General features: G+C 51.7%; 15 protein-coding genes and 1 pseudogene. 2 read left to right on the top strand and 14 right to left on the bottom strand.

Annotated features, from left to right (window positions below; translation table 11 throughout):
• The 5 genes and pseudogenes from ACG0Z5_RS10480 to ACG0Z5_RS10460 form a co-directional block, all read right to left on the bottom strand.
• A pseudogene (locus ACG0Z5_RS10480) lies at positions 1-619 on the bottom strand (phage tail tape measure protein); the annotation flags it as partial.
• Positions 612-731 carry a GpE family phage tail protein gene (locus ACG0Z5_RS10475; RefSeq protein WP_258964625.1) on the bottom strand — a complete coding sequence of 40 codons (120 nt, stop codon included), beginning with the start codon at positions 729-731 and terminating at the stop codon, positions 612-614. The gene ACG0Z5_RS10475 and the pseudogene ACG0Z5_RS10480, both read right to left, overlap by 8 nt.
• 32 nt (positions 732-763) lie before the next feature.
• On the bottom strand, positions 764-1048 hold the full coding sequence (locus ACG0Z5_RS10470; protein ID WP_394447092.1) for a phage tail assembly protein: 285 nt from the start codon (positions 1046-1048) through the stop codon (positions 764-766).
• Between the two features lie 61 nt (positions 1049-1109).
• Positions 1110-1628, bottom strand: a complete 519-nt coding sequence (locus ACG0Z5_RS10465; RefSeq protein WP_258989777.1) for a phage major tail tube protein — start codon at positions 1626-1628, stop codon at positions 1110-1112.
• Positions 1629-1640: 12 nt separating this feature from the next.
• The gene (locus ACG0Z5_RS10460; RefSeq protein WP_394447090.1) at positions 1641-2831 is read right to left on the bottom strand and encodes a phage tail sheath protein; all 1191 of its coding nucleotides are present in this window, start codon (positions 2829-2831) and stop codon (positions 1641-1643) included.
• 223 nt (positions 2832-3054) lie between these two features.
• On the opposite strand from ACG0Z5_RS10460, the gene ACG0Z5_RS10455 reads away from it, so the two are divergent.
• Positions 3055-3543 (top strand): Hcp family type VI secretion system effector, encoded by a 489-nt coding sequence (locus ACG0Z5_RS10455; RefSeq protein ID WP_394447088.1) that lies wholly within the window; start codon positions 3055-3057, stop codon positions 3541-3543.
• Between the two features lie 13 nt (positions 3544-3556).
• Here the strand turns inward: ACG0Z5_RS10455 and ACG0Z5_RS10450 are convergent, their stop codons facing one another.
• The 8 genes from ACG0Z5_RS10450 to ACG0Z5_RS10415 all read right to left on the bottom strand — a co-directional run bounded on the left by ACG0Z5_RS10450 (position 3557) and on the right by ACG0Z5_RS10415 (position 9105).
• Positions 3557-3814: a hypothetical protein gene (locus tag ACG0Z5_RS10450; RefSeq protein ID WP_394447086.1), complete on the bottom strand. Its 258-nt coding sequence runs from the start codon at positions 3812-3814 to the stop codon at positions 3557-3559.
• The gene (locus ACG0Z5_RS10445) at positions 3792-4310 is read right to left on the bottom strand and encodes a DUF2778 domain-containing protein (protein ID WP_394447084.1); all 519 of its coding nucleotides are present in this window, start codon (positions 4308-4310) and stop codon (positions 3792-3794) included. The genes ACG0Z5_RS10450 and ACG0Z5_RS10445 overlap by 23 nt, the downstream gene beginning before the upstream one ends.
• A gap of 159 nt (positions 4311-4469) precedes the next feature.
• The gene (locus tag ACG0Z5_RS10440; RefSeq protein ID WP_394447082.1) at positions 4470-4889 is read right to left on the bottom strand and encodes a tail fiber assembly protein; all 420 of its coding nucleotides are present in this window, start codon (positions 4887-4889) and stop codon (positions 4470-4472) included.
• A 1-nt stretch (position 4890) separates the two neighbouring features.
• The gene (locus ACG0Z5_RS10435; protein ID WP_394447080.1) at positions 4891-6672 is read right to left on the bottom strand and encodes a phage tail protein; all 1782 of its coding nucleotides are present in this window, start codon (positions 6670-6672) and stop codon (positions 4891-4893) included.
• Between the two features lie 11 nt (positions 6673-6683).
• On the bottom strand, positions 6684-7214 hold the full coding sequence (locus ACG0Z5_RS10430) for a phage tail protein I (protein ID WP_258964619.1): 531 nt from the start codon (positions 7212-7214) through the stop codon (positions 6684-6686).
• Positions 7207-8115 carry a baseplate assembly protein gene (locus ACG0Z5_RS10425; protein ID WP_394447077.1) on the bottom strand — a complete coding sequence of 303 codons (909 nt, stop codon included), beginning with the start codon at positions 8113-8115 and terminating at the stop codon, positions 7207-7209. The genes ACG0Z5_RS10430 and ACG0Z5_RS10425 overlap by 8 nt, the downstream gene beginning before the upstream one ends.
• A gap of 4 nt (positions 8116-8119) precedes the next feature.
• Complete coding sequence (locus tag ACG0Z5_RS10420; protein WP_394447075.1) at positions 8120-8467, bottom strand: GPW/gp25 family protein; 348 nt, start codon at positions 8465-8467, stop codon at positions 8120-8122.
• A complete protein-coding gene (locus ACG0Z5_RS10415) occupies positions 8464-9105 on the bottom strand; it encodes a phage baseplate assembly protein V (RefSeq protein WP_394447098.1) in 642 nt (213 codons plus the stop codon). Before ACG0Z5_RS10415 ends, ACG0Z5_RS10420 begins: the two co-directional genes overlap by 4 nt.
• A 132-nt stretch (positions 9106-9237) precedes the next feature.
• Here ACG0Z5_RS10415 and ACG0Z5_RS10410 point away from each other — a divergent pair, with 132 nt between their 5' ends.
• A complete protein-coding gene (locus ACG0Z5_RS10410; protein ID WP_394447074.1) occupies positions 9238-10002 on the top strand; it encodes a hypothetical protein in 765 nt (254 codons plus the stop codon).
• A 98-nt stretch (positions 10003-10100) separates the two neighbouring features.
• Here ACG0Z5_RS10410 and ACG0Z5_RS10405 read toward each other — a convergent pair whose 3' ends face one another.
• Positions 10101-11447, bottom strand: coding sequence for a DUF4062 domain-containing protein (locus ACG0Z5_RS10405; RefSeq protein ID WP_394447072.1), 1347 nt, complete (start codon positions 11445-11447; stop codon positions 10101-10103).
• Positions 11448-11498: the final 51 nt, after the last annotated feature.

Below are 11498 nucleotides of genomic sequence, written 5' to 3'. Positions count from 1 at the left end.
TCACCCCGGCCAGCGTGCCCGCCGTTGCCACACCAACCCCGGCCATACCTGCATTTCGCGCCCCGGCAGCGAGCGCCTGCCCGGACTCATAGCGGGCTTTCACAGCGGATAATTTCGCCTGCTGCGCACTGACCCGCGCCAGTGCTTCACGCTGGCGGTTTAACTGCGCCGTCGTTTGGCTGATGGAATTTTTCAGACGCAGCTCATCGCTCGCCAGTGTCCGGGTATTAATCCCCGCCTGCCCGAGCGCCTGCCGCTGACGCTGTACAGACAGACGCAGCCCGTTATATTTGAGCTGTAAGTCAGCCGCATTCTTTTGGGCAAGCTCCATTGCGCGAGCCTGCGCTTTCGTCGGATTTTCGGTGTTTCTAAAGGCCACCGACAACGCGGTCGCTTCCTGCTTCGCTTTGGCAAGTGACTGCCCGGTAACGGCCAGTTGGGCGCTGCTCTTACGAAAACCGTCGATTTTCGATGCCTGACCGTTCAGGTCGCGTAACGACTGCTGCGTCGAGCGAATATCACCCGACAGCGATTTGCTCGCTGTCTGGATGGATTTAAAAGGTCGGGTTGCCTGGTCGACAGCTTTCAGCAGCACTTCGAGTTTGAGGTTATTACTCATTCGTGTTTCCGCTTCGCTGTAGCGCCTTGTCGCGCCATGTGATGAGCTCGGGAATACTCAGGGGATACAGCTCTGATGGCCCCCAGTGAAAAATCACTGCGACGTCGGCCATCAGGTCATCAACCGAGAAATTTTTCGGGAAAGTTACGCCGCCGAATTCGGTGACAAAAAACCGACCACCTCACCGGCGAAACTCAGCAGGTCTGGCAGCTCCAGCGCGGCAACCTCCTGCTCGGTCAGCGACGGCAGGGTCATGCGCGGCAGCACCTTAATCAGCGCATCGACGTCCGAGTTTGCCACCGCCGCCAGCCCGACACCGCGCAGGGTTCCGGCGGTCGGTTTCAGGAGGGTCACCTCTTTAATTTCGGTCTCACCGCGCGTGATGGCTTTTACCAGGGTGATGACGTGTTGGTTTTCAGCTTTTTTCATGATGCCTCTGTCTCATTCAGTATTCAGGGAAGCCCGGCCAGCGGCGCTGACCGGGTGAACATTACATGCCGATGTTTCGGCGATGCTCTTCGAGCTTGTCGACGCCGTTGACCTTCTCAATCAGGTTCAGGGTGTCGATTTCGACCAGTTCCTTTCCGTTGAGGGTGAGCCTGTAATAGGTGCAATCCATCGAGATTTTCGACTCGGTGTCCTCGCCCTGTTTGGCGTCGCCGGTGTCGATTTCTTTCTGACGGCCACGCAGCACCACTTCGACCGGTACCGTCTCGCCGGTGTCGTCGCGCTGGTAAGAGCCCGCAAAACGCAGCGGCACCGCCGAGGCTGTCGCCGCAGCGTAGAGCGACCAGATAACGTCATCCGGAAATCCGCCGAGGGAAAACTCCGCCGCCAGCGCATCATCATCGAGACCGAGGTCGACAGGGGCCGCACCGTTCATCCCGCCGCCGCGATATTTTTCGAGTTTGCGGGTCAGCTTTGGCAGCGTCACCGACTGGACGACACCGAGAAAGTTCGTGCCATCAACAAACAGATTCATGAGCTTTAACTTGCGGGGTAATGCCATGTCTCAGGCTCCTTATTTGCTGTTCACAGACGAGATGAGATTCGCCAGGTATTTGTCGGTAATGCGCTGGCGCAGGGTCAGGTTTTCGAGCGGCGGTACCGGCGTATAGTCGTAATCCAGATACAGCTTCCCGGCCTTGAGCGACTCCTTATCGTTGGCGCTGTCGTCAAACCAGCAGGTCGCATCAACGATATAGCCCCCGGTTTTCAGCTCGCGGAATTTCGCATTGATGCCGTCAACGATGTCGCGAATGAGTGTGGCGGTCACCGGTTTATCGACCGCCCACATATGCGCTTCGGCCATTGTGTCGGCGATAACCTGCGCGGTGCGGGTGTAGTTTTCAAACAGGAAAAGCGGGTCATCTGAGCAGGTGCGGTTACCCCAGAAGCGGAAACCGTCTTTGCGGATCAGCGTGGTGATGCCTGCCTCGTTCAGCAGATCGGCATCGGTGCCGGGCTCCTGTAAATCCCAGAACACAGACGCACTGATACCGGTGACGCCATTCACGCCGACGTTTGACAGGGTTTTGTGCCAGCCGGTGTCATTGTCGATTTTGGCACGCAGGCCGAGCGCTCGTGCGGTGGCATATGCCGTTTCCGTCGCGTTAGCCGTGGTATCCCACGACAGGAAATCCGGCCAGATAACCATCAGCTCGCGGGCGCTGAAGTTGTCGCGGTATTTGATGGCATCAGAAATAGTTTTGCAGCCCCAGGCGCTGACATAGCCGAAAGCCCGCAATTTTTGCGCCACCGACACAAGTGCGGTAGCCACCTCCAGTGAATCTAGACCCGGCACGCCGAGAATACGCGGCTTGACGCCGGTCACCGCCTGCGCGGTCAACAGCGCTTTCAGTCCGGTATATTTCCCGTTCTCATCGGTGGTGCCGATGATGTTAGAAATCGTCTGCGCATGCGCCGCTTCCTCATCGTCGCCGGTGCCTTCTTCCACACGCACGACAATGGTCACCGGCTTTGACTGGTCAACGATGGCCTGTAGTGAACTGGCGAGCGTGCCTTCGGTACCTGCTTTCCCGATGACGCTTTGCGGGTTGGTAATTAACACCGGCTCATTGAGCGGGAAGGTTTCGACGTCAGCATCGCTGGCCGTACAGACCATGCCGACAATGGCGGTGGAAACCGTGGAAATGATGCGCGTGCCGTCGTTGACTTCGACGACCTGCACACCGTGATGAAAATCACTCATCCGTTTAACTCCGTAGGGTTGGGGTGAGTGCTATTATCCCGGCCCGTCCGCAGAGGATATATTTGTCAGTGATGGATGGTTGATGGCACATAAAGTAATTTGCATGAATACGAGAAAGAAAATCTGCACATGGAAATGATCTGTAAAAAAATGATCGTTTACTCGCCGCCCCTCAGTACTTACACTTTCCCTGTGGATTTACTAACAACATAAGGAAAAGGAAATGCCAATCCCAGCGTATATGTGGCTGAAAGACGACGGCGGCGCGGATATTAAAGGTTCGGTTGATGTTCGGGATCGTGAAGGGAGCATTGAGATTATTGGGCTGTCACATGGCCTGACATTACCGGTAGACACTGCGAGTGGTAAAATTACCGGCACGCGCCAGCATTCATCAATGATGCTGGAAAAAGAAATTGATAGCTCTTCCCCTTATCTTAATCGTGCAGTAGCTACCGGGCAGGCTCTGAAAAGTGCGGAGATTCGTTTCTATAACATTAATGATGCGGGTCAGGAAGTTTGCTATTACATCATCCTGCTCGAAAACGTGAAAGTAACGAGCGTCAACACCTCTATTCCAAACGTGAAACTTGCCAGCCCGCAGATTAATCATGTTGAAAGCGTCAGCCTAAATTACGAGAAAATCACCTGGCATTATGTTGATGGCAATGTCCAGTTCGCCGATGCGTGGAATGAGCGTACAACAGTCTGAAAAAAATGCGCCCTTAGCGGCGCACTTTGCGGATTATCAACATCGAGACTAAATAGCCAACAATGGCGAACACCAGCGAACACACAACCCACGCCAGCACCCATAAATCATCGAAGTTTTCCTGGCTTGAATAACCGTGTACCCACTCAGCAAAACGCTGTGTCGTGTCCAGACTGATGAATGCAGCGGGATCTATCAGCCTTGCACCCAAACAGAACAACAGTACAAACCAGACGATTTTTGCAATTCTACGGGCAAGGGTTATAGCCATTGCTGACAACCTCAATCATGCCGTAGGCCATCATATCTTTCATACATGGCACATGAATTTGTGATGTATTTATTAATGCATTACGTAATACGCCAAATTCTGAATTATTCACCAGCGTTATACATCCATCAGATAAAACACCTGGGTGCAATCGAAAATGTTCGCGCTTAACCCCCTCAATCCATGCCGTGTCGTCTATATTCCAGTCATTAGGATATAACGCAAACCATTCAGAACGGGCGAATTCAGCCCCACTGTGGTATTTATTATATGAATCTTTCACAAACGCTATTACTTTGGACACAGGACCACCACTACCGCGCCCTACAATCCAATAACGACCCACCGGGATAGAACCGTTTTCGGGGTATTTACCACAATTCCCCCGGTTTTTATAAGCGCCATTGCCCGAAAACGCCATAAATGTTCCAACGCCGGGAAAAGTGAGCGGCGCAATATCTGCACCATTGAGAAGAAATTTTCCATTTAACGCCATACATTATCCCTCATAAAATTGCGGAATTAGTGTATAGCGTACAAGGATAATTTTTAACAAAAATTCGTAAGCGGCTATTAACGTGATGACTTTCTGGCATGCCTAATTTTCTGCACCCTCCACAATCAAAGCATAAAAATGTATATCAACCTGACAGGGTTACACCGGCAGCACCGGCCAGTCGACCGGGCCGGTCACTGACACCGTACTGATTTTTTCAATGTCATCGATGTGATCCAGTACTGCGGCCAGTTTTGCCGATTCGGTCTCACTTAATGCCCGACCGGCCTGTAACTTGAGTTGAATAACCCCGACTGACTGCATTGCGTCACTGATGAGGGTTTGCTTTTGTGCTTCGGCAATGGCCGGGTAATCTGTCTCGATCGCTTTCAGCACCGGCTGACCGTATTCATCGGGCACAATAGAATGCCCTTTGGTTTGCCCTTCGATTAAATGCTGATACCAGCGGTCAGAGATTGCCTGCGCATCAGCAGGCCAGCTTCCCGCCGCTTCATAAAGCGATCGGTCAGCTTCAAAATAAAAGCCCGACATTTCAGCGCTGTAGTAAATCATATTCATATCAGTACCCCACCGCATGAATGAGTACCGCGACCTGTCCGACGCTACCGTACGCCCTGTTTGCCATCACCACGCAGCCGGTCTTCGTTTTTGAGACAAGCTGAAACATCCCCTCGGTGCCGGTGTTGTTATTCACGTTTAACGTGCTGACTGAAATCGACAGACACGCCGACGGGAAAGCTTTCGGGAAGGTGATCGCCTGCGTCTTTTCACTGGTCATGGTCGCCCCCTGAAGCCACTGCTCAATGATGCCGGTACTGCCGCACTGCCACCAACCATTCGCCGCTTTGGATGCGGAGTTAGGCGCACCAAAGGAGCCTTTAGGCTGGAATCGCCCGTCGCTTTCGGCTTTGGTATATGCGCCCGTCTTTGGCATGTAACCCGCATCTGATTGTGCCTTGGTGTAATAGCGCGCATCAAAGTTGGCAAAATTGACCAGACCTAATTTATTGATGGTCACATCGCCTGTCGTCAGGTTTACCGAGAATGGCCTGAGGCTGTTATACCCGCCGTACCAGTCACCGGAATTGGTGAGCATGAGATAGAGGTTAGAGCCGTCCTGCCGCCAGAACGAGCCATAATTGCCGTACACCATTCGGAAACTGTTCGAGGACGTGGTTTGTACCTCTGCGGCCACTTTCAGCGTGCCGGTGACGGTATCCCCACCTTTTGACACCGCACCAATGTCAGCCGGGGTCGGTTTGTTTGCCGCGTCATACTGTTTAGTCCAGGCTGACCAGGCTCCGCTGTACATCGTGCGGATGTAAGAGCGTGAATGGTTATACACCCGGTAAATCTGCGTGACGCCAGCGTGTTTATACACTTCAAGCGACCCGGCATTTGGTTCCGGGTAATTCTTCCCGCTCACCGCCTGCGCGTTAGCGGCCTGATAATACAGCCCCGGCGTGGTGTATGCGTTCAGGTCAATTGCATTGCCGATGCTCACCGCCTGACCGTTAAAGATATCCTGCACGGTGATACTGATATCTCCCGTCAGTGCCCGGCCGTTCACCTTGCGGGTGCCCGGTACGCGCCCGTTAGCATTGTCGTTCGCGGCTTTCACTGCTTTCGGGGTTGCCGCCAGTGTTTCAGACGTGCTGTCGGTCGCACTGCTGAGCTGCACAATCCCTTTTTGCACTGTGGTCGCGTCCTGAGCCGTGTATTTGCCTTTGGCAAGGTCATAAGCCGTCTTCACCGCTTTCGGCGTCGCAGCGAGCGCCTCAGACGCGCTGTCGGTGGCACTGCTGAGTTGGGTAAACCCTTTCTCTTTCAGCGTGGCGTCAGGATGGCGGCGCGACTGTTCGTGCTCCGCGATTTTGTCATCGACGTAATCCTGCGTGGCCATCACCATTGATGAGTCGATGGCGAGTTCGACCGACTCAAGGTCGGACAGGATGATCACCATGCGCAGGGTCTGCGCCCGGCCGGAACCTTCTTCCAGTTTTGGCTTATAACTCTCGGCCATATTACCGACGGCAACCAGCGTGCCGGTGTCATCGTACAACCCCATTTCACGCAGCCAGAAGCCGCCCGTTTCTGGCGGAATAACCAGCTCGGCTACCACATAATTTTTCTTCTTGTTGTCCTGGCTGATTTTGTTCAGTGGATGACGCCAGACCTCATTGATGAGTTTTGTCTGGCCGGTGTTCGGCTCGGGCAGCGTACCGCCCCCGTCACCGACGGCCATCGCCACGATGTTGACCTTTTTGCCACCCGGCGTCAGTGCGGCCGCAAATTTTGCCGCCCCGGCCGTGGTGACCACTGTTTTATATTTCACTGTCATTCTGCTCTCACTTAGCCCGGATATACGGTAATGATGTCGCCGTCATAACTGACGCCCCCGGCGAAGAGATAACCGGCGACGTCCTGAATGATGTTGAGCCCGAGGAGGTGACGACTGGCGGGTTTGGCATCGGCAATGAGCCGCTCCATCTCGAGATACATTTCCTCGGTAATGCCGGTTTCCAGCACGCCAATATCGAGGCGAAAGGTGCCGGGCGGGTCACTGGTTTCCCACCACTCCGTCACGTTAATCACATACCCCAATGGCTCGACCACGCGGCGCACTGCACCGATGGTGCCTTTGCGCCGGTGAATGTAAAAAGCTGCCCGAATAACGTCGCGTTTTGTCTCTTCCGGCCAGTCACTGTCCCAGCGGTCGACGGAATACGCCCAGGCGAGCCACGGCAGCAGATTCACCGGGCAGTCGGTCGGGTTCCATAAGCGGCGTAACGGGATCGGGGTGTTTTCGATTTCCGCACAGGCGCGGGCGGCGGCCACCTCCAGCGGCGATGACCCGACCGGCAGGAGACGTGCCTCACTCATCCGAGCCCCCGAGCCTGATTTGATAATCCGAGCAGAAAGACGCCTGCGTTTTATCGAGCACGATGTCTGCGGCCGGTGCCGCCAGCTCGACCCGCTGCACCCCTTCCACATGCAGGGCGGCGTAAATGGCAGACTGTCGAATGTCACGCCCGAGCCGGTGCTGAGCGCTGATGTAGGCTTTCAGTTTTGCTTCGGCTGCAGCGCGGATGGGTTCGCTTTCCGGGCCGGGGAAAATGAAGAGCGTCGCGTCTATCGTGTAGTGAATAATCTCCGCCGACTGGACGGTCACCCGGTCGGCGACCGGTCTGACGTCTTCGCCGTTAAGCGCGTGACGTACCACCGCCAGCAGCGCATCCGATGCCGCCCCGTTATCCTCGCGGGAAAGCACGGAAATGGTCACGCACGCAGGCTCAGGACTGATGACGGAAATGTCAGCGACCCGACCGTCGGCGCTGCGGCCGTGAAACTCATACGCCCCTACCGGCCCCGCGACACTTAAGCCCTCAAAAGCCTGTTGCGCCCGCAGACGAAAATCCGTGTCGGACTCCATGACCGCCGGTGTCGGCGGGATGGTGCTGTCGTCGGCCGGGGTGATAATCAGGCGGGCGGTATTGGTGTTCGCGGCCATCACGTCGAGGTCGTTATTTTCGGCGTACGCCAGCGTGACGGCCAGCGCGGCCTCGTTCACTCGCTGACGCCATAACACTTCGCGGTATGAATTTTCTTCCAGATATTTCACCAGCGGATCGGATTCCAGCGCGAGCGTGCGGGCGATAGCCTCCTGCTGGTCTTCCGGGTAGAGCGAAATCAGGGTCGCCTTACGCTCGGCCAGGATGGATTCATAATCCAGCGTTTCCACCACGTCGGGCGCGGGGAGCTGGCTCAGGTCGATAATGGCCATAGGTTCAACTCACTGGAATGGTCAGGGATAAAGGGGCGGCTGAGTCTTTAATTTCACCGGTCAGGTCAACCACCATCTGGCCGTTAAACTGATGCTCAATCGTCAGCGACGTGATGGTGACGCGGGGCTCCCACTTCAGCAGCGCCATGTAACAGGCACACATCATCTGAAGGTTCAGCGCATCGTTTTGCGGCATATCAATCAGGGAAGACAGCAGCGAGCCATAATCACGACGCATCACCCGCGACCCGACCGGCGTGCGCAGGATATCGCTCACGCTCTGGCGGATATGGTCGGCATCGGTAATGGCCCGGCCGGTCTCCCGGTTCATACCGAGATAGCGGGTCGTCATTTCGTACCCTCCGTCCGGCTGTTCCCGCGCTCGACGCCGCCGTGGTCATGGTCATCCACCTGCACGCCGTTGGAGGTAAATTTCCCGCCTGCGTGCTCAATGTCACCGCTCATCTTCCCGCCCTTTTGCACTTCGAGCGTGCCGGTGATGAGCTTGTTGGTACACACGACTTCGGGCGTATCGAGGGTGACTCGGGTCGACGCCTTAACCATGACGACCGGCACCGTGGCGGTAATAGACTCTTTCGCCGTGATGTCGGCGGTAGTGATGCCGGTAACCGAAAGCGCCCCGGTCTCGGGTTCGTACTCGATGACCGCCCCATCAGGAAAGGCAATGTGAAACGCGTCGGCGGAGGCCGAGGGTGCGGGATGGTCATCAGAGAAAATAGCGGGCAGGACAAACGCCGTATCGAGCTCACCGCCCACGGCAAGAATTAATACCTGCTCACCTACGGAGGGAGCCCACCACGTGCGCGAGCGCCCGGCGCGGGAAGTCAGCCACTGAAGCCAGTCGGTAACGATACCGCCGGTTTGGACGCGACAGCGACCGGCATCGAGGTCAGTCTCGATGATGACCCCGGTGCGGATCAGATTGCGCAGCAGGCGCAAAATATCTTGAATTGAAGAGAGATTGTTCATGACATGAGAATGTAGCAATATAATCTCAGTAGCCATTAAACATGGTTGGATAGTGTTTGACACAATACCGGTTTAATTCAGTGCTAGAAAAATGCATTATCAATCGAACATTTCAACAAAAAGGGATCGAAAATGAATGAATTTGTTTCTGGGATGCTTGGCGAGTATAAAGTTTACTTCTTAATCCTTTGTCTTGTTATCATTTTCATTAAACAACCAAGCATTAGTTTTTTCATCGGGCTTTTACTCAAGTTATTTCGAGTAAAATACAGTGATAGTCACTACATGGAATATGATGAAAAAATTTACAACCAGCAATTATTCAGACTAAAGCGAGGCGTCAGAACTGTTTCCCCTGAAGATGCCAAACTAATATCCGATGCGCTAAATGATGGCAGGATAGATCGTTCAACATTGCGTTTTACAAGTTTTTTTGGCCCCGTCGGTGTTAAGCGCACTATTCGGCTCCAGTTGGTGAACGCTATCTTTTTTGGCCTATTGTTAATGAGTATAGCCTTTGAAATCATATACAATGCACCATATATGAAGCCAGGCTATGTTACCTACAACACCGATAGCAAAGAAGAGTTATATATATCAAAGCATCGAGTTTATAACAAAACTAACAATCAGTCCTACAACAAACTCGACTGCTTGAATCTCGTAAAAAAAGCAGAAACCACTCCAGACCTCAAAAATGCTTGTGTTTATATAACGACTGACGATCCTGACATGCAGTCAGAATTACAGACTGCAATTTCTTCCGAAAGACACGCAAAAAAATGGTTGATTATTGCTGTCGTTGCATTGTTTGGCTTTGGCGCATGGTTAATAATTGGGTTTAATAACTTTGTCAAACTTAATAAATCAGTATGCGATTTAAAAAACATCAGATAACACTAGTTCTTAGCATAAGTATTTACACAAGTAAGAATGCCGCCTAAGGAAGAAGACGGCAATTCTGAATGGATTATTCAGCTATACATAATGATAATCTAACTGACAGTAATCTCTCGCGTGTAATAAATAGGCTCTACAAACTCCTCGCAAATGATTTTGACTTTAATCAATCCTGAACCAGTGCCTGTTGGGACTATCACTACCGAGTCAAAATCTATTTTTAGACTTTGAAGTAGTTTTTTTGCACGCAATGTAATTGAATGCTCTTCACAATTTACCCACGAATTTCTATTGGGTGAAAATCCAGGCGATACACTAGATATTCTATTCAACCTACCAAGAAGGATATCATCATTGAAAACATGCTGATAATCTCTTAAACCATCGATTAAGTTCCCAATAGGTGCAAAAATTGCAGGGAGGTCTTTCTTTTCTCGTGCTTTTATTAATGGAGATACAGGAAGTTTTAACTCAGGCTCTATGATGTACTCCGATTCATTTGAGCTATCCAGCACGGTGATGAATTCAGGAAATTCAATCTCCACATAAATATCTGTTGCAAGTCGCCTTCCCGAGTTTACTATTACTGGATTTAGCTCTAATGAATTATGTGTGTAGTTAGAGTATCGAAATAACTTATGATTATATTTGTCAACTTCATTATCTGATGGTATGTTTTTATTATAGCCATCAATCATTTCCTGAGTCACATAGATACTCAAATCGGATGGAATATCTTCCAGTGTGATTTTTTTAATGTATTCCTGCTGGCATTCAAAAGGAGTAAATTTCATTTGAATGTTCGATTCAATTACTGAAACATTTAGTATAGGTTTATCACCCTGAGTCTGACTTTCGAAATCGCGCACGCGCTCTCTTAAATTTCTATTTTCTAAGGAAAGCTCAGCTAGTTCCTCTGAAATTTCCTTGCTAATAGATTGGTTTCCTCTAACCCATCCTGTCTGAGGTTTTCGCATCATTATTTTGGGGAGCGCGATTGCAACCTTAGTAGCCAAATCATCTATCGAGTCCCAAAAGTCGCACATTTTGTTTGACTTAGCTTTTTCTACAAATTTTTCAAGACGCTCATTTTTTAATGAATCGCTTTCCCTTTCGCTAGGTGTGGTCCCAACATTTCGGTTACGAATAAATGCAAGAACAGGTACACCAAGTGACTTCGCATAATCATACTCCATTTCAGTGTAGCTCACACCAGAGGGAGCAATTGAACCATATTTATGGCCAATGATTACAACGTAATAATCAGTGCCATCAATCATTCCTTTAATAATGTCCCACTGGTCAGAATCATCGGCACTAAACATTTCCATGCCCACTGGGAAGTGGTACAAGCTCAATACGGTTTCAATAATTTTCTTGCGTGCCAGGAACAAATCTTCATAAGTCGAGCTTACAAAGACCTGATACTTTTTCTCATCCATAGTCACCTCTCTGTTTTGCCAAATAAAATACCTCACTTACAGAGGGAAGAT

This window comes from Scandinavium sp. M-37 (genome assembly GCF_043558715.1).
Taxonomy (GTDB): Bacteria; Pseudomonadota; Gammaproteobacteria; order Enterobacterales; family Enterobacteriaceae; genus Scandinavium; species Scandinavium vulneris_A.
The sequence above is the reverse complement of the archived record's forward strand: the minus strand, read 5'-3'. Positions and strand labels throughout refer to the sequence as shown.